We start from the raw sequence: 24,254 nt of genomic DNA on the forward strand, positions 1-24,254 counted from the left end.
GGAACTTCACAGCGTCCGTTCACCTGGTGTTAGCTGTCGCTGGCGTGCAACAGCGGCCGAAGCCTCGCTGTTTTCTCCTGGGTCCAACCCGGCGGTTGCAGAATCGACGCCCAGGCGTTGGCCACATCAGCGACGTACACGTGACCGTGACCCTGCGGCACGTCGGTGGCGACCGCCATGTCTGCAGACACCTGCAAGAACGTCACCACCGGAATCCAGGTCGTCTCGGGAAGCACGTCGTAGCCACGCTTTTCGCGGAGCCAGTCCGGTTCGCTGAACAGTAGCCCGGGATGCCACCAGGCGATCGGATCCGACGCATGTTGCAGATAGACCACCCGCGGCGTATTCCATTGTGGATCAGGGCGATTCAGGTCCTCGGGCCGTGCCACAAAACGCACAAAGCGACCGTGATCGTAGATCGGCAGCCACTCCGGTGAGCCGCGGTCCCGCGTCGAGGTCAGGTCGGTCCAGATGGTGTTCTGGAACGTCGGTCCGGAGAACAGTGCGCCGTCCGAACGGGCCAACACGTTGTTCAGACTCATGAACGGCGCTTCGCCGCCGAACGAACCCAGGCTCTCACCGAACACGACGAGCTTGGGGCGCTGGGCTTCCGGAAGCTGACGCACCATTCGGTCGACGGCCTCGAACAGCGCCTGACCCGCGTGACGCGCGTTCTCCTTGTCCACGAGGAACGACAGCCAGCTGGGCAGGAACGAGTACTGCATGCTGACGACGGCGGTGTTGCCGTTGTACATGTACTCCAGCGCCGAAGCTTCGGCCTCGTTGATCCAGCCGGTGCCCGTGGTCGTCGCAACCGCGATGACGGCGCGGCGTAATCCGCCGGCGCGCCGCAATTCTCGCGCGGCGAGTTCCGCGGCGGCGGTAATGCCGTCGGCGGACTCCAATCCGGCATACGCCCGAATGGGCTCGATCGCGGGGCTGCCGTTGAAGGCGGACAGCTGCGCGACGCTGGGCCCGCCCCGGACGAAGATACGGCCCTGATGTCCCAGCGATTCCCAGGACACCAATGAGAACGGCCCGCCGGAACGCAGCGGTGTGTGCGGCGCTGCGCTGTCCGGGGCCATTTCATTGTTGACTGTTTCGAAGGTGTTGTTCATGGTGCGCATCGCGAACTTCACCACGACGCCGTTGAGTATCGCGGTGGTCAGCACCAGCAGCAGCGTCACGACGATCACCGCCGAAACTCGCGGCGGTGCAAAGCGATCCAGCCGCAGGTCGAGAAAGTGGACCAGCCGTCGGATGAGTTGGCCGGCTTCGACGACGCCGAACAGCACGATCAACGACAGCGCGGCGGTCAATGGGTAGTCGTGCCAGGTCAGGTGCTTGACCCCCATCAGGTTACGAACCCGGTCCTGCCAGACGTGGAACCAGATCACCATCGCGACCATGCCCATGGCGCCGACGGCGATCAGCACCAGCCATGCTCGGCGCGGCGCCGGCGGGCTGGAGTCGCGCGAGCGCATGAACCGAACCAGCCATACCGCGAAAACCCCTATGCCGTAACCGATTGCACCCGCCAGACCGCTGACCAACCCCTGGAAAAGCGGACCACGCGGCAGCAGCGACGGCGTCATCGAGAACCAGATGAACACCAGCCCGACCGCGGTGCCGGTGAAGGTGTAGTGCCGAACCCACCACGCTTTTCTGCGCCGCGGCTCCGACTCGGTCATCAGAACTCCTAGCGGTGCGAGAAGTTCGGAGGCCGCTTGTCGATGAACGCCGCCATGCCCTCGGACTGGTCTTCGGTCGCGAAAGCCGAATGGAACAGCCGACGTTCGTAGAGCAGCCCTTCGGCCAACGTGGACTCGAACGCTCGGTTGACCGCCTCCTTGGCCATCCGGGACGCCGAGCGCGACATCTGCGAAATGGTGGTGGCGACGGCCTTGGCTTCGGTCAGCAGATCGGCGGCGGGGACCACCCGCGACACCAGGCCGCAGCGTTCGGCTTCGTCGGCGTTCATGTTGCGCCCGGTCAGGATCAGGTCCATCGCCTTCGCCTTGCCGACCGCGCGGGTCAGTCGCTGCGAACCGCCCATGCCGGGCAACACGCCCAGCTTGATCTCCGGCTGGCCGAACTTGGCTGTGTCCGCGGCGATGAGCACGTCACACATCATCGCGAGTTCGCAGCCGCCGCCGAGGGCGTAGCCGGCCACCGCGGCGATCGTCGGTGTGCGCACCGCGGCGAGCTTGGTCCACGGTGCGAAGAAGTCCGCGTCGAACACATCGGAGAACGTCAGGCTGGACATCTCTTTGATGTCGGCACCCGCCGCGAACGCCTTCTCCGAGCCGGTGATGATGATCGCGCCAATGCCCGGGTCGTTGTCGAATTCGGCTGCCGCGGTGGTCACTTCGCCCATCACCTGGCTGTTGAGCGCGTTGAGCGCCTTCGGTCGGTTCAGCGTGATGATGCCGACTCGCTCGTCACGCTCGACCAGAATGGTTTCGTACGTGTTCGTCATCGCTGCCTTTCTAGAACTTCAGTTCGTCGTCGACGGGTGCGAAGTATGCCTCGACATCGGCCGCCGTGACCTGCTCCAGCGACGCCGGCGACCACTGCGGATTACGGTCCTTGTCGACGAGTTGGGCGCGGATACCCTCGACCAGATCGTGTGAGCGCAGCGACGCCGATGACACCCGATAGTCTTGGGCCAGAACGTCTTCCAATGTGTCGAGCTTTGCCGCGCGTCGGACCGCCTCCAGCGTCACCGACAATGCGATCGGGGACCGGGTCACGATCAGGTCCGCAGCGTCGTTGGCAGCGCCTGCGTCGTGGGCGCGCAGTGCGGCGACGATGTCGGCGACGGTGTCGGCGGCGTAGCACTCGTCGATCCATTCCTGTTGCGCGGCAAGCTCGCTCGGCGGCGGCTCGACGGCGTGGGCGGCGATCGCCTGATCGACGCCGACCTCGGCGATCGATTGCCGCAACGCGTCCAGCTTGTCGTGCGGCACGAAGTGGTCGGCGAAGCCGAGCGCGATCGCGTCGGCCCCGGAGAACGGCGCGCCGGTGAGCGCGGCATGCAGGCCCAGCGATCCCGGTGCGCGCGAAAGCAGGTATGCCCCACCGACATCGGGAATGAAGCCGATGCCGACCTCGGGCATCGCGACCTTGGAGGTATCGGTCACCACACGGGTGTTGGCGTGCGCGCCGACCCCGACGCCACCGCCCATCACAATCCCGTCCATCAGTGCCACGTAGGGCTTTGGGAAGCGCCCGATCTGCCCGTTCATCAGGTATTCGTCGTACCAGAACCGCCGTGCCTCAGCGCCGTCCGCGCGGGCGCTGTGATAGATCGCCACCACGTCGCCACCGGCGCACAGGCCGCGTTCGCCGGCCCCGGACAGCACCACGGCGCCGATGTCGGAGTTGTGCTCCCACTCCGTCAGCACCGCGCGTAGGTGGTCCACCATGCTCTGGTTCAACGAGTTGATCGCTTTGGGGCGGTTGAGAGTCAGGTAGCCGATACCGTTGTCGACGCGGCTGAGGATGTCGTCGGATACGTCCGTCACGCGCGCAATCTCCCTGGTCGAATACTGTCGGAGGTCTGACCAGCAATCTAGATCGTTGTCTGCGCCGAGCCGCCCGCGGGTAAGGTTTGTTCGGAGTGGTGCCGGCCGCACATTCGGGGCGAGAAACCTTCCGCCGGGAACCTGGCTGGACTACCGTTCGTTGATCAGTTGTCCCACAGCTCTGAACTCACAGCTCACGAGAGGAACCGACGGTGCGGGAGACCAGTAACCCGGTATTTCGCTCGCTGCCTAAGCAGCGTGGCGGATACGCGCAGTTCGGGGGTGGCGTCGCGGGCGCCGCGACCCAGTCAGTTCACGCTGACCCCTATGCTCCGTACGTCGACCAGCGGGCAGGCGTTTCCCGGCCGCTGACCATCGATGATGTCGTCACCAAGACCGGCATCACCCTGGCGGTGCTGTCGGCCGTTGCGGTCGTCTCGTACTTCATGGTCGAGGCCAACCAGGCGCTGGCATCGATGTTCACCTTCGTCGGCGCATTCGGCGGGCTGGCCGTCGTGATGATCGCGACGTTCGCCCGCAAGCAGGACAACCCGGCGATCGTGCTGACCTACGCCGCGCTCGAGGGGCTGTTCCTCGGCGCGATCTCCTTCCTGCTGGCCAACTTCTCGGTGTCGAGCACCAGCGCCGGCGCCATGATCGGTCAGGCCATCATGGGCACGTTCGGGGTGTTCGTCGGAATGCTCGTGGTCTACAAGACCGGCGCGATCCGGGTCACGCCGAAGTTCACCCGGATGATCGTCGCGGGCATGTTCGGCGTGCTGGCCCTGATGCTGGGCAACCTGGTGCTGGGCATGTTCGGCGTCGGACACGGCGAGGGCATGGGCCTGCGCAGCGGCGGCCCGCTGGCCATCATCTTCTCGTTGGTCTGCATCGGTCTGGCGGCCTTCAGCTTCCTGATCGACTTCGACGCCGCCGACCAGATGATCCGCGCCGGCGCGCCGGAGAAGGCGGCCTGGGGAATCGCATTGGGCCTGACCGTGACCCTGGTCTGGCTGTACATCGAGATCCTGCGGCTGCTCAGTTACCTGCAGAACGATTAGCGCTTGACACCAAAAAAGCCGGCACGCGACTTCGCGTGCCGGCTTTTTGGTCGTTCGACGAGTGGCGTCAGTTCAGCCGCTCGATGATCAGCGCCATGCCCTGGCCGCCGCCGACACACATGGTCTCCAGGCCGAACGTCTTGTCGTGGGTCTGCAGGTTGTTCAGCAGCGTGGTGGCGATGCGGGCACCGGTCATGCCGAACGGGTGGCCCAGGGCGATCGCGCCGCCGGACACGTTGAGCTTGTCCTCGTCGATTCCCAGCTCGCGGGCCGAGCCGAGCACCTGCACCGCGAAGGCCTCGTTGATCTCGAACAGGTCGATGTCCTTGACCGACAGACCCGCCCGCCGCAGGGCCATCTTGCTGGCCTCGATCGGGCCCAGGCCCATGATCTCCGGGGACAGGCCGCTCACGCCGGTCGACACGATGCGGGCCAGCGGCTTGAGGCCGAGTTCCTTGGCCTTGGTATCGCTGGTGATCACCACCGCGGCGGCGCCGTCGTTCAGCGGGCAGGCGTTGCCCGCGGTGACCGTGCCGTTGGGCCGGAAGACGGGCTTGAGCTCGCTGATCTTCTCGTAGGTCGTTCCCGGCCGAGGGCCGTCGTCGGTGCTGACGGTGGTGCCGTCGGGCAGCGTGACCGGAACGATCTCGCGCTCGAAGAAGCCGGACTTGATGGCTTCCTCGGCGCGGTTCTGGCTGCGCACACCCCAATGGTCCTGGTCCTCGCGGCTGATCCCGGTCATGATCGCGACGTTTTCCGCGGTCTGGCCCATCGCGATGTAGACGTCGGGGATGTTGTCGTCCTTGCGGGGGTCGTGCCAGTCCGTCGCACCCTCGGCGGACTTGGCCGTCCGCTCGGCGGCGTCGTCGAACAGCGGGTTCTTGGTGTCCGGCAAGGAGTCCGAGCTGCCCTTGGCGAACCGGGAGACCGTCTCGACGCCGGCGGAGATGAACGCGTCGCCCTCGCCGGCCTTGATCGCGTGGAACGCCATCCGGATGGTCTGCAGCGACGACGAACAGTAGCGGTTGACGGTGGTGCCCGGCAGGAAGTCGTAGCCGAGTTCGACGGCGACCACGCGGGCCATGTTGAAGCCCTGCTCGCCGCCGGGGAGGCCGCAGCCCAGGATCAGGTCGTCGATCTGGTGGGGGTTGAGCGCCTCCACCTTGTCGAGCGCGGCGCGCACCATCTGCGCGGCGAGGTCGTCGGGTCGCATGCTGACCAGCGACCCTTTCATCGCACGCCCGATCGGCGAGCGGGCAGTTGAGACAATGACGGCTTCCGGCATCTCGGCTCCATCCATGGGGGGTCGGGTCTGGACCCGAATCTAGCCCGCAGCGGCGGCGAGCCGTTAAACGGCCTAGCCGGAGGCGGTGACGACGATGGGCGCCGGAACCCCGGTGGTGGGCCGGCGCCACAGCCGGGACAGCAGCCTCAGCATCGAATAGCCGGGCCCGGCTTCGGTGGCCGACGACGACGGCAGGCCGGGCAGCGGCGCGCCGGCCCAGTCGCCGAGCGCATGACACAGCGCCGGCAGTAGCTGGCTTGCGGCCAGGGCGTAGCCGGCCGCCGACGGATGAAACTGGTCATCCGACAGCATCAGATGCGCGGAATGCTTGAACTCGTCGTTGACCAGGGAGGCCAGCGGCACCGGCACGCCACCGGCCGACCGGACAGCGCCCGACTGAGCGCGAGCCAGCCGCAGGCCCAGGGCCCGGACCGTCCACCGCAACGGCTGCGGAATCGCTTTGACCACACCGAAATCGGGGCAGGTGGCGACGACGACTACGGCGCCGCTCGCACACAGCCGCCGGACCGCCGCGCCCAAGCGCCGCGCGGACGCGCCGATACCGTTCAGCTTGGTGACGTCGTTGGCCCCGATCAGGATGACCGCGGCGTCCGGCGGGGGTCCAGCCACGAACATGGCATCGACCTGTCCGGACAAGCCTTTGGAGGTGGCACCGACGATCGCCTTGGTGCTCAGCCGGATTCGTTTGCCGGTCTGCTCGGCCAGCGCGCGGGCGATCAGCACGCCGGGGACCTCCTCGGCGCTGCGACAGCCGTACCCGGTCGCCGTCGAGTCGCCGAAGATCATCAGATGCAGGTCGACGTCCATCCCGCGTTGCCAGCGCTCCACCGGACCGCCGCCGGGGGAGTACACGCCGTCGGCGCGGGGCGGGACGTCCCATGATTTCGGGATGACGGAGCGCGCCTTCGCGGCCTGACTGATCAGCAGGTTGCGCGCCCCTACATAGGCGGTGCCGGTCGAAGCCAGCGCGCCGGCGGCGGCCAGCGCGACCATCGATCCTCGCGGTGGGCGTCGTACCACGCGACCAGTTTAGGTTGCGGACTCACCTTCGGCAGGGAGCCCCGGGCCTGCGACATTACGGGTCGAAGCAATCTTGGTATCGAATCAGACTCTTTGATTGTTGAAATTCTTTAGAGTGTCAAGCTAAGTTCACGGAGTTGTTCGAGGGGACGCTCAACGACTTCGTCGACATGTTTATCGCACTACAACGGCGTAGGAGTGTTGAGCATGACCGCACCGAGTAAGGTCTCGGGTTCACCCCGGACTCCAGTGCGTGCCCATGACGCGATGCGGGCCCGCAGATTTCCTGTCAACGACGGCGTACCCGTCGAGGTCGTCGAGAGCGGCCCCAGCCTGGCCGCGGCGGTAGCGGCACTGGCGTGCCGCATGACGATCCGCCCGGTCCTGGGTGCGGTCAGCTACATTCCGCACGTCCCTTTCCCCTTCGGGATCATCGATTTCGCGGCACGGGTACTTCTTCCCAGCCCAGATACCGTGCGCACGACCGTCGAGTTGCCGCACTGCACAGCGCAGTTGGTTCGTGCCCCGGGAGTGCTGCCGGCCGACGGCAATCGACGGGTGGTGTTGTACCTGCACGGCGGCGCCTTCCTGACCTGTGGGGCCAACTCGCACAGCCGAATTGTCAACGCGCTCTCCAAGTTTGCCGATACGCCGGTGCTGGTGGCCAACTACCGCCTCATCCCGAAGCACTCGGTCGGCCAGGCGCTCGACGACTGCCACGACGCCTACCGCTGGCTGCGGTTGCGCGGATATCAGCCCGATCAAATCGTGCTGGCCGGCGACTCGGCCGGTGGATACCTGGCCCTTGCTCTGGCGCAACGACTTCAGCAGGCCAACGAGGAACCGGCGGCGCTGGTCGCGATCTCGCCGCTGCTGCAGCTGGCAAAGGAACCCAAGCAGGCTCACCCCAACATCAAGACCGATGCGATGTTCCCCGCCAAGGCTTTTGACGCATTGCTCACCTTGGTCGCCAAGGCGGCCCGCAAGCACGTCGTCGCCGGCGAGCCCGAGCGGCTCTACGAACCGCTGGACCACGTCGAGCCGGGGTTACCCCGAACGTTGATTCATGTGTCGGGGTCGGAGGTGTTGTTGAACGACGCTCGCCTGGCCGCCCGTGCGCTCGCCGCGGCGGGTGTGCCGACGGAGGTGCGGGTCTGGCCCGGCCAGATCCACGACTTCCAGCTCGCCGCGCCGATCGTCCCCGAAGCGGTCCGCTCGCTGCGGCAGATCGGCGAATACATTCGTGAGGCGACCGGCTAGCTGTACGGGTCCACGTCGCACCTGAGACGATTTAGCCCATGCGGATCGCGCGGCACATCAGTGAACTCATCGGGAACACTCCACTGGTTCAGCTGAACTCGGTCGTGCCGCCGGGCTCCGGCCGGGTGGTGGCCAAAGTCGAGTACCTCAGCCCGGGCATGAGCAGCAAAGACCGGATCGCAGTCAAGATGATCGATGCGGCCGAGGCCAGCGGCGAGCTCAAGCCTGGCGGCACGATCGTCGAACCGACCTCCGGTAACACCGGCGTGGGCCTGGCGCTGGTCGCGCAGCACCGCGGCTACCACTGTGTGTTCGTCTGCCCGGACAAGGTCAGCGAGGACAAGCAGAACGTGCTGCGCGCCTACGGCGCCGAGGTGGTGGTGTGCCCGACGGCGGTGCCCCCCGAGCACCCGGACAGTTACTACAGCGTCTCCGACCGACTGGTCCGTGAGATCGACGGCGCCTGGAAGCCCGACCAGTACTCCAACCCGCAGGGGCCGGCCAGCCACTACGAGACCACCGGGCCGGAGATCTGGGCCGACACCGACGGCCAGATCACCCATTTCGTCGCCGGGATCGGAACCGGCGGGACGATCACCGGCGCGGGCCGGTACCTCAAAGATGTCTCCGGCGGGAAGGTGCGCATCGTCGGCGCCGACCCGGAGGGGTCGGTGTACTCCGGCGGCACCGGGCGGCCGTATCTGGTCGAAGGCGTCGGCGAGGACTTCTGGCCGTCGGCCTACGACCCCGCGGTGCCCGACGAGATCATCGCGGTCTCGGACTCGGACTCGTTCGACATGACGCGGAGGCTGGCCCGCGAAGAGGCCATGCTGGTCGGTGGCTCGTGCGGGATGGCGGTGGTGGCGGCGTTGAAGGTGGCCTCGCAGGCCGGGCCCGACGCCCTGATCGTCGTGCTGCTGCCCGACGGCGGCCGCGGCTACATGTCGAAGATCTTCAACGACGCGTGGATGTCGTCGTACGGGTTCCTGCGGACCAGGCTGGACGGCTCGATCGAACAGCCCACCGTCGGCGACGTGCTGCGGGGCAAGTCCGGGCATCTGCCCGACCTCGTGCACACCCATCCGTCGGAGACCGTGCGCGATGCGATCAGCATCCTGCGCGAATACGGCGTGTCACAGATGCCCGTCGTCGGCGCCGAGCCGCCAGTGATGGCCGGCGAGGTGGCCGGCAGTGTCTCCGAGCGCGAACTGCTGTCGGCCGTCTTCGAGGGTCGCGCCACCCTGGCCGACGCCGTCGGCATGCACATGAGCCCGCCGCTACCGATCATCGGTGCCGGCGAACAGGTCAGCGCGCTGGCCAAGACGCTCCGAGACCTGGACGCCGTGATGGTCGTCGAGGAAGGGAAGCCGGTCGGGGTCATCACCCGGTACGACTTGCTTGGCTTCCTGTCCGACGGCGCGTTACGCAAGTAGCCCGCAGACTCCACACAAAAAGAAAGTCACCGAATGACCGACCAACCGCCGCCGCCACCGCCATCGGGGGGATTTGCCCCGCCGCCACCGCCGGCAGGCGGCAACTACCCGCCGCCGCCTCCGCCGTCGGGCGGATACGTCCCGCCGCCGCCAGGGCCGGTGCTACGGGGGCTGACCCGCGACCAGTACACCCCGTGGATCGTCCGGGTCGCGGCGTACCTCATCGACCATCTGCCGCTGGTGTTGATCCTGGGCGTCGGCTGGCTGGTGCTGGAGAACTCCATCGACAGCGCATGCCTGACCAACATCACCATGAACACCGTCGAGCAGATCTGCTCGACCGGCTACTCGACCATTGGACTCACCGTGATGTGGATTGCGGCGCTGGTCGGATTCGGGTACTTCGTCTGGAACTTCGGCTACCGCCAGGGCACCACCGGGTCCAGCATCGGTAAGTCGTTGCTCAGGTTCCGGGTCGTCAGCGAAAACACTGGTGAGCCAATAGGATTCGGCCTGTCGACGCTGCGGGCGATCGCCCACGCGGTGGACGCGGCCATCTTCTACGTCGGCTACCTGTTTCCGCTGTGGGACGCCAAGCGTCAGACACTGGCCGACAAGATGATGGCCACGGTCTGCCTGCCGCTCGACCAGCAGGTGGGCGGCTAACGGCCCCGCCTCACGGGTGCCACGTCTCGATACGACAGTTCGTGAACGTCCCGGGGTCGCAGACCAGCCCAGTCTGCGGTGGCGGCGGTGGTGGCGGCGCGTCACCCTCCCAGATGGTCCGGGCGACGTTGCCACCACCCCCGACGTACCAATAGGTGTGGCAGATGCTGTCGTCCCAGCGGACCGGATCGACCCGCAGGTTGCCGGTCTGCACCGGGGGATCCCCGGGGCACCAACGGCACGGTCCTCCCGGGCTGTCCGGGGGACAGCCCGGCCAGCTGGCGGCGGCTGGGCCGACCGCCCCGGCCAGGCCGCTCCACACCAACACCGCCGACGCCAAGGTCGTGAGCATTCGTCTCATAACTGGTCATTGTGATCGCGGGCAACCGCCCAGCACATGGGTCAACTTCCCTATTTTCGGCGTCCGCCCATCGCTGTGCCGTGACTAGGCTGAACCACGATGAGCGGCCACGAACACTTCGCCAAAGCGGGCCTGTCCACCAAGGCCATCCACGCCGGCTACCGGCCCGACCCCGCGACCGGTGCGGTCAACGCCCCGATCTACGCCAGCAGCACGTTCGCCCAGGACGGCGTCGGGGGCCTGCGCGGCGGATTCGAGTACGCCCGCACCGGTAACCCGACCCGGGGCGCGCTGGAGGCCGCACTGGCCGCCGTCGAGGACGGCAGCTTCGGTCGCGCGTTCAGTTCCGGCATGGCGGCCAGTGACTGTGCGCTGCGCGCCGTGCTGCGGCCGGGCGATCACGTGGTGATTCCCGACGACGCCTACGGCGGCACGTTCCGGCTCATCGACAAAGTCTTCAGCCATTGGGGCGTGCTGCACACCCCGGTCGCATTGTCCGATCTCGACGCGGTGCGCGCGGCCATCACCCCGCAGACCCGGCTGATCTGGGTGGAGACTCCGACCAACCCGCTGCTGTCGATCGCCGATATCGCCGGGATCGCCCAGATCGGCGTCGAAAATGGCGCGAAAGTGTTGGTGGACAACACCTTTGCTTCACCGGCATTGCAGCAACCGTTGACCCTCGGTGCCGACATCGTGCTGCACTCGACCACGAAGTACATCGGCGGGCACTCCGACGTGGTCGGCGGCGCGCTGGTGACCAGCGACGAGGAGCTGGACGCGGCGTTCGGCTTCCTGCAGAACGGCGCCGGCGCGGTGCCGGGGCCGTTCGACGCCTACCTGACGATGCGCGGCTTGAAGACGCTGGTGCTGCGCATGCAGCGGCACAGCGAAAACGCCGCTGCGGTAGCGCAATTCCTCGCCGAACGCCCCGCGGTGGCCTCGGTGCTGTATCCGGGTCTACCGACCCATCCCGGTCATCAGGTCGCGGCGCGGCAGATGCACGGTTTCGGCGGCATGGTGTCGGTGCGGATGCGGGGCGGTCGCGCCGCGGCGCAGGCGTTGTGCGCCAACACGCGGGTGTTCATCCTCGCCGAGTCGCTCGGTGGGGTCGAGTCGCTGATCGAGCACCCCGGCGCGATGACGCACGCGTCGACGGCCGGTTCCCAACTCGAGGTTCCCGACGACCTGGTTCGGCTGTCGGTCGGCATCGAGGACGAGGCCGACCTGATCGCCGATCTCGAGCAGGCGTTGGGTTAGTCGGGTTTGCACTGCGCGGCCGCCGTAACTTTCCAGCCCCACTTGCCCCGATAGCTGGGCACGTCCAGTTGCAGGCATGCAGCATCCTTGGGGGCGCTGACGACGACAGAACTGAAGGTGTGGGTGCCGGGGGATATTGGCTTGGAGATCCCGTCCGTACCGCGACTGCACTGCGCGTGCAGGTAAAGGCTTCCCGTCAAATTCCCGTGACTATCCCGAACACTCCAGTGCGGAAGAGTAAGCGCGTATGCAGCGAATTGGTTGGCGAATTGATCGACGTCCGACCACATTTCGATATCGAACTGCAAGTACTGCTGATTATCCATAGGAACGCCTGGCGATTCGAGGCACTGCGTATTCGGCCTGATGTTAGTGATCAGGAAAGACAGTTGGTCGGTAAGCCAGCCTCGTGCACCGTCGTCGCTGTCGCCGGGTTTAGCCGGATGCGGTGATGTAGGTACAACATTCCGTTCCCAGGTGGTGAACTCCTTGTTGTGATACGCCTCCCATGTGGGAAGCGCGAAGAAGAGGCCCGAGGACAACGTCGCCACCGTCGCAAACGAAACCCTTGTGGCAACACTTCGACAACGAGGGCCTTTGTCATGGCGTTCGCGATAGCAAGAAGCCAGTTCTATCCCGGCAAGTATCGTCAGCGCGGACGCGATGACGGCAATCGCAACGCTGACTGTAACGGCCAGATCGGTTGCGGATCGTTGTGTCAAGGCTTGAGCCACCGCCGCGACTGCGAGCAGCGCGACTGCGGGAATCAGCAGGAGTCGGACCAGCAGGTCGAGTTCGGTCGCATAGACGGGTAGCGCCTGAACGGCGTCGTACCCGCTTGCCTCGACCTCGGACATCTCTTTCAGCTTGCGGCGAACAAGGTAGAACGCCGGGAGCAACGGCAGGATTGCCAGGATGGCCGACCAGGTCACGATCATGGCCGCACCCGCGAAGAAATAGCCTTCGAGCGGGTGTTGGCACGTCGCCAGCCGATGGGCGCTGCTGAATGCCGCGACGGCGGCCGCGCGATTCACCGTGATCGCGGCAGTCGCCAAGTCGGCGAAGAGGTTTCGGTAGCCGGCGTGACACAGCCATGTCAGTACGTAAGCGACGAACAGTACGGCAAGTGATATCACGGGCAATACCAATGCCAGCTTCACCCTGGGCGGCAGTGATCGTTCGAAATTCTCCAGCATGTCCAGGTCATCGGTGTTTTCATCTGAGGTGCCGCGCACAGCGCACTTCATGACGCCGGACTTGAGCGCGTCGGCGCTTCGATATAGATAGCGCACGAAAAGGGCGGACACAAAATAACGGAGTGCTGGAAACGTGCTCAATTTGCGGGGGACCCAGCCGCTGTCAAAAGGGACTCCGGTAAACAGACGCGCTTTGTTGATCTGGTCCAGCGCGTCGCTGTAAGCGGCGAGCAGAGTGCGCAATTCGGGCGTGACGCCGGCCAATTCCCCTGTGTCAGCCGTGTGATTCATCGGCGGCAGGGTCGGCGCTTCGATGGTGTCGTAGGTACTGGTCATTGCGGGTCCCAGGTTGTGCGATTAGTTCGCGCAGCCTAAGCCGATATCTCGGGGACACACCTGAGTAGCGCACTACTCAATTTTCGGCCGCGACTAACCCGGCCGACACTCGCGCAAAGATCTACGAGTGGTAAGGCTCCGCGCTGACCAGAGTCACCTTGACGGTGTTGCCGTTGGGGACCGTGTAGCTGCGCGTCTCACCTTCTTTGGCGTCGATCAGCGCGCCGCCCAGCGGCGAGTTCGGTGAGTACACCTCGAGCTTGCCGTCGTTGACGGCCTGCTCGCGGGTGCCGATCAGGAACGTCTCGGTGTCCGACTTGTCGCCGTCGTAGTAGACCTTCACGACCGAGCCGGGCAGTGCGACGCCGGACTGCTTGGGCACCTCACCGACCTTGGCGTTGTTCAGCAGGTCCTGCAACTGGCGAATGCGGGCCTCCTGCTGGCCCTGTTCTTCGCGGGCGGCGTGGTAGCCGCCGTTCTCGCGCAGATCGCCTTCCTCGCGCCGGTCGTTGATTTCCGCGGCGATGATCGGACGATTCGCGATCAACTGATCGAGCTCGGACTTGAGTCGATCGTGTGACTCCTGGGTCAACCAGGTCACCTGGGTGTCCGTCATCTCGTCGTGCTCCTTGTGGTGTCGGTGGGGCGGTATACCGCCGCGCAGGCTGTCGGTCGTGCTGCCGGGCGGTTCCACCACGGGTACTGCCGACCTCAGTAGTCGGGCGAACCCCCTGGGCGGCACATGGCCGCTAATGCAGCAATACACGGTCCCAGCCGGAACCGTGCATCCGAACAGCCTACCACCGTCGGCGCGATGGCCGAGGGCACTTTTAGCAATCCAACGCGCAGTTCGCAGTTTGCTCGCCGGCGCGCGGGTCAGGGCGCGCGCAGATAGTCGGGCACATCGGTGCCGCAGCCGTAGATGTCGCCGACGACCGCGGGCTTGCTGGACTTCAGCACCGTCGTCACCTGCACGGTTGCCTGCGTCGACGGCGGAACCAGCACCTCGCGCCGGCCCGTCTCACTGCCGTCTTTGGCGCGTACCCGCACGATGCAATCGACCGGTCGCGACGGGTCTTTTCGGGTCACGCTGATCGTTACTGAGACGGTCTGGTTGTCGATCAACCGGTAGCCGGCCAGCGTGCCTTCGACGTCACCGCGGCCCAGACGCTGGTAGGCGATCAGCGCGACAGCCACACCGGCCGCGACAACCACGACCGACAGCGCGATGAACCAACGCCGCGACGGCCGGGACACGGGGCGGCGCCCGTAGCGGGATTGCGGCGGGCCTGACGAGCGTTCAGTCATGGTGTCTTGGTCGACGCCGGGGGTTTGGGGGACCCGGCGTCCGGGATGGAACTATTAGACCTGGAACTATAGGCGCGAAAGACAGCACACAGTCAGGGAGCACGTGAGCGAACTGCGGTTGATGGCGGTGCACGCCCACCCGGACGACGAGTCCAGCAAGGGTGCTGCCACCCTTGCCCGTTACGCGGACGAGGGCGCCCGCGTGTTGGTGGTCACCCTGACCGGGGGCGAGCGCGGCGACATCCTTAACCCGGCGATGGATCTGCCGGAAATACACGGACGCATCGCTGACATCCGCCGCGACGAGATGGCCAAGGCCGCCGAAATCCTCGGCGTCGAGCACACCTGGCTCGGCTTCGTCGACTCCGGCCTGCCACAGGGGGACCCGCCACCTCCGTTGCCGGAGGACTGCTTCGCGCTGACGCCGCTGGAGGTGTCCACCGAGGCGCTGGTCCGAGTGGTGCGCGAATTCCGGCCGCACGTGATGACCACTTACGACGAGAACGGCGGCTACCCCCACCCCGATCACATTCGTTGCCACCAGGTTTCGGTGGCCGCCTACGAGGCCGCTGGCGACTATCGACGCTTTCCCGAGGCGGGCCCGGTGTGGTCGGTAGCAAAGCTGTACTACAACCACGGATTCCTGCGCCAGCGGATGCAGAAGCTGCAGGACGAGTTCGCCAAGCGCGGCCAGACGGGGCCGTTCGAGAAGTGGCTCAAACATTGGGATCCCGCGCACGACGTTCACGCCGACCGGGTGACCACGCGTGTCGAGTGCTCGGCGTACTTCAGCCAGCGGGACGACGCGCTGCGCGCGCATGCCACCCAGATCGACCCTAAGGGCGATTTCTTCGCCGCGCCGATCTCCTGGCAGCAGGAGCTCTGGCCTACCGAGGAATTCGAGCTGGCCCGCTCGCGTGTTCCGGTCCGACTGCCCGAAACCGACCTGTTCGCCGGAATCGAGGAGCTGTGACGCACTTACCGCTTACCGCGTTGGCGCTGCTGGCCGAGGACGGACCACACAACAGCGGACCGGACTTCGGGAAGGCCAGCCCGTTCGGGCTGCTGGTCGTGGTGCTGTTGCTGATCGCCGTGGTGTTTCTGGTGCGCTCGATGAACCGGCACTTGAAGAAGTTGCCGGAGTCTTTCGACCCGCAGCACCCCGAGCCCGATCAGGCCGTCGACGACGGCACGATCGATCAACCGCCGCATGAGTCCAGCGGGTAATCAACTGGCGGGGGCGGCCAGCCCCTACCTCCGCCAGCACGCCGACAACCCGGTGCACTGGCGGCAGTGGTCGCCGGCCGCGCTAGCCGAGGCCGCCGAACGTGATGTGCCGGTGCTGCTTTCGATCGGCTACGCGGCCTGCCACTGGTGCCACGTGATGGCCCACGAGTCATTCGAGGACGACGAGGTGGCTGCGGCGATGAACGCCGGCTTCGTCTGCATCAAGGTGGACCGCGAGGAACGGCCCGACATCGACGCGGTCTACATGAACGCCACCGTCGCGCTCACCGGGCAGGGCGGCTGGCCCATGACATGCTTCCTGACGCCCGACGGGCGGCCGTTCTTCTGTGGCACCTACTATCCCAAAGCCGGTTTCCTGCAGTTACTTTCGGCGGTGTCGGCAACGTGGCGGGACCGCCGTAGCGAGGTCGAGCAGGCGTCCGACCGAATCGCGGGCGAATTGCGGTCGATGGTTTCCGGTCTGCCCGACGCGGGTCTGCAGATCGAGCCCGCCCTGCTGGACCATGCCGTCGCCGCGGTGCTGCGCGACGAGGACACTGAGCACGGCGGGTTCGGCGGTGCGCCGAAATTCCCTCCCTCGGCGTTGCTCGAGGCACTGCTTCGGCATTGGGAGCGGACCGGCTCGCCGCACGCTCTGGCCGCGGTCCAGCGCGCTGGGACCGCGATGGCCCGCGGCGGGATGTACGACCAACTGGCCGGTGGATTCGCTCGCTACAGTGTCGACAACGCTTGGGTGGTACCGCATTTCGAGAAGATGTTGTACGACAACGCGTTGCTGTTGCGAGCTTACGCGCACTGGGCCCGCCGCACCGGCGACCCGCTGGCGCGCCGCGTAACCGCCGAGACCGCGCGGTTCATGCTCGACGAACTGCGCGACGACAGCGGCATGTTCACGTCGTCACTGGACGCCGACGCCGACGGCCGCGAGGGCTCGACCTACGTCTGGACACCAACCGAGCTGGTCACGATCCTGGGTAATGAAGACGGACGTTGGGCCGCTTCGATTTTCGAGATCACCCACGCCGGAACCTTTGAGGACGGCGCATCGGTGCTGCAGCGACGCGTCGACCCCGACGACGCCGACCGCCTCGAGCGTGTCCGGGCAGCGCTGCTGTCCGCGCGGTCGGCCAGGCCCCAACCGCCCCGCGATGACAAAGTCGTCACCTCCTGGAACGGCCTCGCGATCACCGCGCTGGCCGAAGCCGGCGTGGCGCTGGCCGCGCCCGAATTCGCAGCCGCCGCAGCAGATTGCGCGAAGGCGTTACTGCGCCTGCATCTGGTGGACGGGCGACTGCGTCGGGCCAGCCTTGCCGGCCAGGTCGGCGAAAGCGCGGCCATTCTCGAGGATTACGCGATGCTTGCCACCGGTCTGCTCGCGGTGTACCAGCTGACCCCGAATGCCACGTGGCTGGCCTCCGCGACAGTGCTGCTCGATAATGCGTTGGCGCACTTCACCGATCGTGACCGGCCGGGCCACTGGTTCGACAGCGCCGACGATGCCGAGCAGCTGGTGGTGCGGCCGGCCGACCCCTACGACGGTGCGACCCCGTCGGGCGCGTCGGCGATCGCCGAGGCATTGCTCACTGCGGCACATTTGGCCGGCGAGGAGCGCTACCTGGACGCAGCCGCCACCACGCTGCAGGCACATTCGGTGCTGCTGGCCCGCGCGCCGCGCTCGGCCGGGCATTGGCTGGCCGTCGCGGAGGCCGCCGTGCGAGGACCGTTGCAGATCGCGGTGGCCTGCTCTGGCCCGGACTCGCCGCTGCTGGCCGACGCCCGCCGGATCGCTCCCGGCGGCACGATAGTGGTCGGCGGCGCGCTGGACTCGTCGCCGCTGCTGGCCGGCCGCGACCTGATCGGCGACGCCGATGCGGCCTACGTATGCCGCGGCCGCGTCTGCGATCTTCCGGTCACGCGCGCCGCGGACCTGGCCGCCGCACTCGCCCGGTAGCCTCCCACCCATGCCGAGTGCCGAACAGATCACCGCCGTCGTCAACAGCTACATCAGCCTGGTCAGCAACGGAACCGCGGATGACCTCGTCGAGCTGTACGCCGACGACGCCACCGTCGAAGACCCGGTGGGCGGTGAGGTTCACATCGGCCGCCAGGCGATTCGCGGCTTTTACTCCGCGATGGAAGGCGTTGCGCGCCAATGCGAATTGGTCACGCTGCGGGTGGCCGGCCACGAGGCGGCGTTCCACTTCAAGCTGACCGTCACCGCCGGCGACACCAAGATGGTGATCGAGCCGATCGACGTGATGGTGTTCGACAGCGAGGGCAAGATCAGCTCGATGAAGGCCTACTGGTCACCCGAGAGCGTCACCCAGCTCTGATCAGAAAACCGCGAACCAGATCGCGATGTAGTGGCAGGTCGCGGCGATCACGGTGCAGGCGTGGAAGAACTCGTGATACCCGAACGTGTTCGGCCACGGGTCGGGCCAGCGCAGCGCATACATGATGCCGCCGATGCTGTACAGCGTGCCGCCGACGGCCAGCAGCACCATCGCCGTGACGCCAGCGTTGTGCAGGATCACCGCGATGTAGAACGCCGAGACCCAGCCGAGGACCAGATACAGCGGCACACCCACCCAGCGCGGCGCGGTCGGCCAGCACATCTTGAGCAGCACCCCGGCCAGGGCACCACCCCACACCATCCAGAGCACCAGCACGCCCGACTCGTGCGGCATGGCCAGCACGGCGAACGGCGTATAGGTGCCCGCGATCAGCACGAAGATCATCGAGTGGTCGAGCCGCTTCATCCAGGTGCGGACCTTCACCGATTTCCAGGTAACGCGGTGATAGACCGCGCTGACCGTGAACATGCCCACCACCGCGCCGGTGTAGACGAACGTGGACAGGCCCGCCGCGAGTCCGGCCAGCGGCCACGAGACGGAGATCAGCGACGCGCCGGCGAACACCGCGAGCACCGCCGAAACCAGGTGGATCCAGCCCCGCGCCCGGGGCTTGACCAGTGCCTGGGCGGTGTCTTTGACGCCGTCGACAATGTGCTCGGCGACCTCGCCGACGGTGCTGCTCGGCCCGGTTGTGTGGGATGAACTGATCACATCGGTCTCGCGACTCAACAGCACTCCTTAACGCCGATGGGTACTTGCGCCCACAGTAATCTGGATCGCTGTGGAGATCATTCCGCCGCGCGTCAAGGAGCCGTTATATCGGCTCTACGAGTTGCGGCTGCGGCAAGGACTGGCCGCGTCGAAATCCGCGCTGCCGCGTCACATCGCCGTGCTGTGCGACGGTAACCGCCGCTGGGCCCGCGACGCCGGCTATGAAGACGTCAGCTACGGGTATCGGATGGGCGCCGCCAAGATCGCCGAGATGCTGCGCTGGTGCCAAGAGGCCGGCATCGAAATGGCCACCGTCTATTTGCTTTCCACCGAGAACCTGCGCCGCGATCCGGCCGAGTTGGCAGCGCTGATCGAGATCATCACCGACGTCGTCGAGGAGATTTGCGCGCCGGCCAACGGCTGGAGTGTGCGCACGGTCGGGGATTTGGAGCTGATCGGCGAGGAGCCCGCGCGTCGGCTGCGTGGCGCGGTAGAGGGCACCGCCGCCGCCGACGAGGGCAACTTCCACGTCAACGTCGCGGTCGGATACGGCGGCCGGCAGGAGATCACCGACGCGGTACGCGCGCTGCTGGGCAAGGCGATCGCCAACGGGGCCACCGGCGAGGAACTCGTCGAAGCCATCACCGTCGACGGCATCTCCGAGAACCTCTACACCTCCGGTCAGCCCGACCCCGATCTGGTGATCCGGACATCGGGGGAGCAGCGGCTGTCCGGATTCCTGTTGTGGCAGAGCGCGTATTCGGAAATGTGGTTCACCGAAGCGCACTGGCCGGCGTTCCGCCGGGTCGACTTCCTGCGCGCGCTGCGCGATTACAGCCAGCGGCACCGCCGCTACGGCGCCTAGCCCGGCGATCGCCAGCGCGGCGCAGCGGGTCGCCTTCAGGGAACGAGGTTTGGCACACTGAGAACATGGCTGCGCTCTCAGCTTTCGTGTTCTCGCTGAGCTGGTGGCTGGGGCTGTATCTGTTGGCCCGCAATCCGCGCAAGCCGGTGCTCGTGTTCTCCGCGGTCGGCCTGTGCAGTTTCGCGACGGTCGTCGCGCTGGACGCGGTGCGGCTGCTCACCCACTCCGCGCTGCTTGGTCACGTCGAGATCTATCTGGTCGCGGTTCCCGGGGTGGCCTGGTTCGCGGTCCTTCTCGAACTGGCCCGGCCGAGCGACGGCGATCGCGGGCGCACCGGCGAGGTGTTGCTGGTCGCTTTGGTGGGCGCGCTGACGCTGGTCGGTGCGACGCTGGCCGGCAGCGTCGCCGGCCCGCTGCGGCTGGGTCACCTGGTGATGTGCGGCGTGATCTCGGTGTCGACGCTGTGCGCGATGGTCGCGGCCCTGCGACACCGAACGCAGAAGATTCCGATGGTCGGGCTGATCGTCACCGCGACGATGTTCTTCGCGTTGGCCAATGCGATCCTGGTCATCCCGCTGGGCGTGGTGCCGAGCTGGCTGGCGTTGGCGTCGACGGGCTGCGACGTGTTCTGCCTCGGTGTCGCGGTGGCGCTGTGGGACGCCTTCGACGAGGGCCAGGCGCTGCGTGCCGACATGCTGCGCTCGTTCACCGGCACCGGGATGGTCGTCGCGCTGCTCGGCGGCCAGATGCTGATCGCGATCGCGTTGACGCGTCGCGAGAGCACCGCGCAGGTCGCCTTGACCGTCCTGCTGTTCACCAGCCTGGCGATCGCGGCGTCGGTGCAGGTGCTGGCCGACCCGCTGGCCGGCCTGCTCGACCGGATGGTGTTCTCGCGGGCGCCGTTGCTGCGGGCCCATCGAGACACGTTGCGCCGCACCCAGTCCGCGCTGCCACTGCGGTTGGCCGACCCGCTGGAGCGCTTCGACGACGACACGTTCGCCCGGCTGACCCGCCGCGCACTGGGCCACTACGGCGACCTGTCCAAGCTCGTCGCCAATCCGCTGACCGCGCTGCCCTGCATCGACGAGCGGCTGGCCGCCCGCGGCGCCCCCGATCAACCGCTGGAGCGGGCCATCGAACTCAAGGCGTTGCTGGCCGACCGGATCGCGGCGCTCAAACCCCGCGACGGCGGCGACTTCGGCACCAGCGAGGAGTGGCGCCACTACAACTCGCTGTACTTCCCGTACGTCGTCGGGGTGCGCGCCTATGCCCAGAACGCCACCGCAGCCGGCCTGGATCCGACCGCGCGTCAGGCGTGGCAGTGGTTCGTCACCGAGGTACCCCAACGCTCGCTACACAACTGGCAAAACGCCGCAGCCAAGCTGATCGCCGCAGATCTGCGCGGCAGGGTGGCCGTCTCCAGCTAGCCGTTAGCCCGGCTAGCTGCGGAATACGTGGCCAGGATCACTCAGTTGACCTGCGCATGGCAGTGCCTGGCAGTGCTTCGCGTCGATCTGGCAGTCCCCCAACGGCAGGCTCAGAAGCGATCGACCCGATATCGCAAGGAGTTTCCGAACATGACCGCTGTTACTCCACTGGCCGCCCGGCCATTCGACGACTCGACCGATTCCCTGTTGCGTTTCGCACTGCGGCTCGACGCAACGCTGAGCGGCGCGATCGGCCTCTTTATCGCCTTGATGGCTGACCCACTCTCCGCGCTGACCGGACTGAGCTCGCTCACCGAATTCAGCGGCGGCGCACTGCTTGTGCTCGCGGGCCTGGCCGTCTACGGGTTTGCCGCGGTGCCCGATCTGCGCCGCGTGGGCCGCGGCCTGATCGTCGGCAATGTCGTTCTGGCGGTGGCGACGCTCGCCGTGGTCGCCGCAGGCGTGTTGCCGCTGACCGCGGCCGGTGTCGCCGCGACGCTGGCCACCGCCGGCTACTTCGCGCTGATGGCCTACCTGCAATACCTCGGAGTGCGCCGCCTGCCGGCGTAGCTCCCGTCCCGCCGGTGCGGGGCGCCGCTGTCAGAGGTTGCGGCGAGCGTCCCCGCATCGGCTTGTTGCGTGCCGAACGTCGAGTTGTGCGGCATCACAGCTTGCGCAACCGCAGCCGGTTGATGGAGTGATCGGCGTCCTTGCGCAACACCAGGGTGGCGCGTGGTCGGGTCGGCAGGATGTTCTCGATCAGGTTGGGCCGGTTGATCGATCGCCAGATGTCCTTGGCCGCGATGTCGGCCTGCTGGTCGGTCAGCCCCGCATAGTGGTGGAAGTGCGACGCCGGATTGGCGAATGCCGTCGAGCGCATCGCGAGGAACCGCGAGATGTACCACTGCTCGATGTCCTCGATCCGGGCGTCGACATAGAGCGAGAAGTCGAACAGGTCCGACACCATCAGCGTCGGCCCGGTCTGCAGCACGTTCAGACCCTCGAGGATCAGGATGTCGGGGTGGCGGACCACCTGCTTGGCGTCGGGCACCCGGTCGTAGTGCAGGTGTGAATACACCGGCGCGCACACGTAGTCCGAGCCCGATTTCACCGAGGTGACGAACCGCATGAGCGCCCGCCGGTCGTAGCTCTCCGGAAAACCCTTGCGGTGCATCAGGTTTCGACGACTCAGCTCGGCATTCGGGTAGAGAAACCCGTCGGTGGTGACCAGGTCGACGCGTGGGTGATGATCCCAGCGGGCCAGCAACGCCTGCAGCACACGGGCCGTCGTCGACTTGCCGACGGCCACGCTGCCGGCCACCCCGATGATGAACGGCACCGGCCGGTCGGGATTCTGCTGTGGTTCGCCGAGGAACTCCGCCGTCGCCTGGAACAACCTCTGCCGGGCCGCGACCTGGAGGTGCAGGAGTCGCGCCAGCGGCAGGTAGACCTCTTCGACCTCGCGGAGGTTGACCTGCTCGCCGATGCCGCGCAGACCGACGATTTCCTCTTCGGTCAGGGGCTGCGGCGTCGACATACGGAGCGCGCGCCACTGTCGTCGATCGAACTCCACGTAGGGGCTCGGCTCGCTGGGCCGCGGCATGACAGTCAGTCTTGCAGCATGGGCGGAGCCTCGGACTGCTGGGATAGCGTTAGACGTCGTGGAACCTGACGCGCTGATCCGCGAGTACCTGCTCCTTGGTCTGCGTTTCGACCGGATCGAGCAGGGCTACGTCGACGCCTTCACCGGCGATCCGGCGCTGCGCCAGACGGTGGCCAACGAGCCGGCACCCGCGCCGGCCGAGCTGGCCCGCCAGGCCGCGCGACTGCTCGCCGCATTGCCGGATGTGCCCCGCCGCAGTGATGTGGGGGGCCTCGACTCCCAGCGCGCCGACTACCTGGGCGCACATCTGCGGGCGCTGGAATGCGCGGCCCGCAAATTCGCCGGCGAAGACATCGGGTTCGTCGACGAAGTCCACGCCTACTTCGACGTGCGCATCGGCAAGGGCGACCCCGAGACATACCGCCAGGCGCACGCCCGCCTCGACGAGGCGCTGGGCGGCACCGGCCCGCTGGCCGACCGGATGGAAGCCCACCGCGTCGGCGAGGAGATCCCGCCCGAGAAGTTGGCGGCGTGCATCGACGCGTTCTCCAGCGCGTTGCGCGACCGGGTCCGCGCCGAGTACCCGCTGCCGGACACCGAAACTGTCGAATACCAGGTCGTGACTGACAAGCCGTGGTCGGGATTCAACTACTACCTGGGCGACTACCGCTCGACGGTGGCCGTCAACGCCGACCTCAAACAGTTGATGTCCAACCTGCCGCGGCTGGTGGCCCACGAGTCCTACCCGGGCCACCACACCGAGCACTGCCGCAAGGAGGCGGGCCTGGTTCATCGCAAAGGCCAGGCCGAGCAGACCATCTTCCTGGTGAACACCCCGCAGTGCCTGATGGCCGAGGGCCTGGCCGACCTGGCGCTGTACGCGGCGATCGGCGCGGGCTGGGGGAGCTGGGCCAGCGACATCTACGCCGACCTCGGGCTGCGTTTCGACGGCGAGCGTGCCGAGGCGGTGTCCGAGGCGTCGGCGGCGCTGGCCAGTGTGCGACAGGACGCGGCGTTGATGCTGCACGACGAGCATCGCGACGCCGACGAGGTCGCGGAGTTCCTCCGGCGCTGGCTGCTGGTCAACGACACCCGGGCCCGGCAGATGCTGCGGTTCCTGTCGTCGCCGCTGTGGCGCGCCTACACCAGCACCTACGTCGAGGGCTATCGGCTGTTGCGGGGCTGGCTCGACGATCGGCCCACGGGCGTCAGCCTGGTGGAACGCTTCGGCCGTTTGCTCGACGAGCCGTTCGTGCCGTCGTCGATGCCCGCTTAGACTGACGGGCGTGACTGCCGCACCCGATGCCCGCAC

The 24,254-nt window shown here is 66.8% G+C and carries 24 protein-coding genes; 13 read left to right on the forward strand and 11 right to left on the reverse strand.

Annotation, left to right across the window (positions count from 1 at the left end; all coding sequences use genetic code 11):
* Window positions 1-29 precede the first annotated feature (29 nt).
* Genes A5658_RS14980 through A5658_RS14990 form a run of 3 tightly spaced genes read right to left on the reverse strand, consistent with a single transcriptional unit; the run spans window position 30 to window position 3,527 of the window.
* Complete coding sequence (locus A5658_RS14980; protein WP_067336370.1) at window positions 30-1,691, reverse strand: alpha/beta-hydrolase family protein; 1,662 nt, start codon at window positions 1,689-1,691, stop codon at window positions 30-32.
* 8 nt (window positions 1,692-1,699) lie between these two features.
* The gene (locus A5658_RS14985) at window positions 1,700-2,479 is read right to left on the reverse strand and encodes an enoyl-CoA hydratase (RefSeq protein ID WP_067336373.1); all 780 of its coding nucleotides are present in this window, start codon (window positions 2,477-2,479) and stop codon (window positions 1,700-1,702) included.
* A 10-nt stretch (window positions 2,480-2,489) separates the two neighbouring features.
* Window positions 2,490-3,527: an enoyl-CoA hydratase/isomerase family protein gene (locus tag A5658_RS14990; protein ID WP_067336376.1), complete on the reverse strand. Its 1,038-nt coding sequence runs from the start codon at window positions 3,525-3,527 to the stop codon at window positions 2,490-2,492.
* A 212-nt stretch (window positions 3,528-3,739) separates the two neighbouring features.
* Here A5658_RS14990 and A5658_RS14995 point away from each other — a divergent pair, with 212 nt between their 5' ends.
* Window positions 3,740-4,588 carry a Bax inhibitor-1/YccA family protein gene (locus tag A5658_RS14995; RefSeq protein WP_067336379.1) on the forward strand — a complete coding sequence of 283 codons (849 nt, stop codon included), beginning with the start codon at window positions 3,740-3,742 and terminating at the stop codon, window positions 4,586-4,588.
* A 67-nt stretch (window positions 4,589-4,655) separates the two neighbouring features.
* Here A5658_RS14995 and A5658_RS15000 read toward each other — a convergent pair whose 3' ends face one another.
* Complete coding sequence (locus A5658_RS15000) at window positions 4,656-5,873, reverse strand: acetyl-CoA C-acetyltransferase (RefSeq protein WP_067336603.1); 1,218 nt, start codon at window positions 5,871-5,873, stop codon at window positions 4,656-4,658.
* Between the two features lie 72 nt (window positions 5,874-5,945).
* Window positions 5,946-6,887, reverse strand: a complete 942-nt coding sequence (locus A5658_RS15005; RefSeq protein ID WP_067336382.1) for an SGNH/GDSL hydrolase family protein — start codon at window positions 6,885-6,887, stop codon at window positions 5,946-5,948.
* A 234-nt stretch (window positions 6,888-7,121) separates the two neighbouring features.
* Between A5658_RS15005 and A5658_RS15010 the strand changes: the two genes are divergently transcribed.
* The 3 genes from A5658_RS15010 to A5658_RS15020 are packed head-to-tail and all read left to right on the forward strand — an operon-like array spanning window position 7,122 to window position 10,273.
* Window positions 7,122-8,174, forward strand: coding sequence for an alpha/beta hydrolase fold domain-containing protein (locus A5658_RS15010; protein ID WP_067336607.1), 1,053 nt, complete (start codon window positions 7,122-7,124; stop codon window positions 8,172-8,174).
* A 38-nt stretch (window positions 8,175-8,212) separates the two neighbouring features.
* Complete coding sequence (locus A5658_RS15015; protein WP_067336385.1) at window positions 8,213-9,607, forward strand: cystathionine beta-synthase; 1,395 nt, start codon at window positions 8,213-8,215, stop codon at window positions 9,605-9,607.
* Window positions 9,608-9,640: 33 nt separating this feature from the next.
* Window positions 9,641-10,273, forward strand: a complete 633-nt coding sequence (locus A5658_RS15020; RefSeq protein WP_067336388.1) for an RDD family protein — start codon at window positions 9,641-9,643, stop codon at window positions 10,271-10,273.
* 10 nt (window positions 10,274-10,283) lie between these two features.
* On the opposite strand, the gene A5658_RS28140 is transcribed toward A5658_RS15020, so the two are convergent.
* Window positions 10,284-10,634: a hypothetical protein gene (locus tag A5658_RS28140; protein WP_156751482.1), complete on the reverse strand. Its 351-nt coding sequence runs from the start codon at window positions 10,632-10,634 to the stop codon at window positions 10,284-10,286.
* Between the two features lie 99 nt (window positions 10,635-10,733).
* Between A5658_RS28140 and A5658_RS15030 the strand changes: the two genes are divergently transcribed.
* Window positions 10,734-11,894 (forward strand): cystathionine gamma-synthase, encoded by a 1,161-nt coding sequence (locus A5658_RS15030; protein WP_067336395.1) that lies wholly within the window; start codon window positions 10,734-10,736, stop codon window positions 11,892-11,894.
* On the opposite strand, the gene A5658_RS15035 is transcribed toward A5658_RS15030, so the two are convergent.
* From A5658_RS15035 to A5658_RS15045, 3 genes are all read right to left on the reverse strand, one after another.
* On the reverse strand, window positions 11,891-13,426 hold the full coding sequence (locus A5658_RS15035) for a hypothetical protein (protein WP_067336398.1): 1,536 nt from the start codon (window positions 13,424-13,426) through the stop codon (window positions 11,891-11,893). The genes A5658_RS15030 and A5658_RS15035 overlap by 4 nt on opposite strands.
* A gap of 121 nt (window positions 13,427-13,547) precedes the next feature.
* On the reverse strand, window positions 13,548-14,042 hold the full coding sequence (gene greA / locus A5658_RS15040; RefSeq protein ID WP_067336610.1) for a transcription elongation factor GreA: 495 nt from the start codon (window positions 14,040-14,042) through the stop codon (window positions 13,548-13,550).
* A gap of 260 nt (window positions 14,043-14,302) precedes the next feature.
* On the reverse strand, window positions 14,303-14,734 hold the full coding sequence (locus A5658_RS15045; protein ID WP_067336401.1) for a DUF4307 domain-containing protein: 432 nt from the start codon (window positions 14,732-14,734) through the stop codon (window positions 14,303-14,305).
* A 103-nt stretch (window positions 14,735-14,837) separates the two neighbouring features.
* On the opposite strand from A5658_RS15045, the gene mca reads away from it, so the two are divergent.
* Genes mca through A5658_RS15065 form a run of 4 tightly spaced genes read left to right on the forward strand, consistent with a single transcriptional unit; the run spans window position 14,838 to window position 18,315 of the window.
* Window positions 14,838-15,707: a mycothiol conjugate amidase Mca gene (gene mca / locus A5658_RS15050; protein ID WP_067336404.1), complete on the forward strand. Its 870-nt coding sequence runs from the start codon at window positions 14,838-14,840 to the stop codon at window positions 15,705-15,707.
* Window positions 15,704-15,961 (forward strand): hypothetical protein, encoded by a 258-nt coding sequence (locus tag A5658_RS15055; protein ID WP_067336407.1) that lies wholly within the window; start codon window positions 15,704-15,706, stop codon window positions 15,959-15,961. The genes mca and A5658_RS15055 overlap by 4 nt, the downstream gene beginning before the upstream one ends.
* Window positions 15,945-17,933, forward strand: a complete 1,989-nt coding sequence (locus A5658_RS15060; RefSeq protein ID WP_067336410.1) for a thioredoxin domain-containing protein — start codon at window positions 15,945-15,947, stop codon at window positions 17,931-17,933. Before A5658_RS15055 ends, A5658_RS15060 begins: the two co-directional genes overlap by 17 nt.
* Before the next feature lie 10 nt (window positions 17,934-17,943).
* Window positions 17,944-18,315, forward strand: a complete 372-nt coding sequence (locus A5658_RS15065) for a nuclear transport factor 2 family protein (protein ID WP_067336413.1) — start codon at window positions 17,944-17,946, stop codon at window positions 18,313-18,315.
* Here the strand turns inward: A5658_RS15065 and A5658_RS15070 are convergent, their stop codons facing one another.
* Window positions 18,316-19,044: a hemolysin III family protein gene (locus A5658_RS15070; RefSeq protein ID WP_369830530.1), complete on the reverse strand. Its 729-nt coding sequence runs from the start codon at window positions 19,042-19,044 to the stop codon at window positions 18,316-18,318.
* A 73-nt stretch (window positions 19,045-19,117) separates the two neighbouring features.
* On the opposite strand from A5658_RS15070, the gene A5658_RS15075 reads away from it, so the two are divergent.
* The 3 genes from A5658_RS15075 to A5658_RS15085 all read left to right on the forward strand — a co-directional run bounded on the left by A5658_RS15075 (window position 19,118) and on the right by A5658_RS15085 (window position 21,909).
* The gene (locus A5658_RS15075; RefSeq protein ID WP_067336416.1) at window positions 19,118-19,912 is read left to right on the forward strand and encodes a (2Z,6E)-farnesyl diphosphate synthase; all 795 of its coding nucleotides are present in this window, start codon (window positions 19,118-19,120) and stop codon (window positions 19,910-19,912) included.
* Between the two features lie 65 nt (window positions 19,913-19,977).
* On the forward strand, window positions 19,978-21,339 hold the full coding sequence (locus A5658_RS15080; RefSeq protein WP_067336419.1) for a hypothetical protein: 1,362 nt from the start codon (window positions 19,978-19,980) through the stop codon (window positions 21,337-21,339).
* 150 nt (window positions 21,340-21,489) lie between these two features.
* Complete coding sequence (locus A5658_RS15085) at window positions 21,490-21,909, forward strand: hypothetical protein (protein ID WP_067336618.1); 420 nt, start codon at window positions 21,490-21,492, stop codon at window positions 21,907-21,909.
* A 94-nt stretch (window positions 21,910-22,003) separates the two neighbouring features.
* Here A5658_RS15085 and coaA read toward each other — a convergent pair whose 3' ends face one another.
* Window positions 22,004-22,942, reverse strand: a complete 939-nt coding sequence (gene coaA, locus A5658_RS15090) for a type I pantothenate kinase (RefSeq protein ID WP_067336421.1) — start codon at window positions 22,940-22,942, stop codon at window positions 22,004-22,006.
* A 58-nt stretch (window positions 22,943-23,000) separates the two neighbouring features.
* On the opposite strand from coaA, the gene A5658_RS15095 reads away from it, so the two are divergent.
* Window positions 23,001-24,218: a DUF885 domain-containing protein gene (locus A5658_RS15095; RefSeq protein ID WP_067336423.1), complete on the forward strand. Its 1,218-nt coding sequence runs from the start codon at window positions 23,001-23,003 to the stop codon at window positions 24,216-24,218.
* Window positions 24,219-24,254: the final 36 nt, after the last annotated feature.

The organism is Mycobacterium sp. 1245111.1 (assembly GCF_001673405.1).
Lineage (GTDB): Bacteria > Actinomycetota > Actinomycetes > Mycobacteriales > Mycobacteriaceae > Mycobacterium.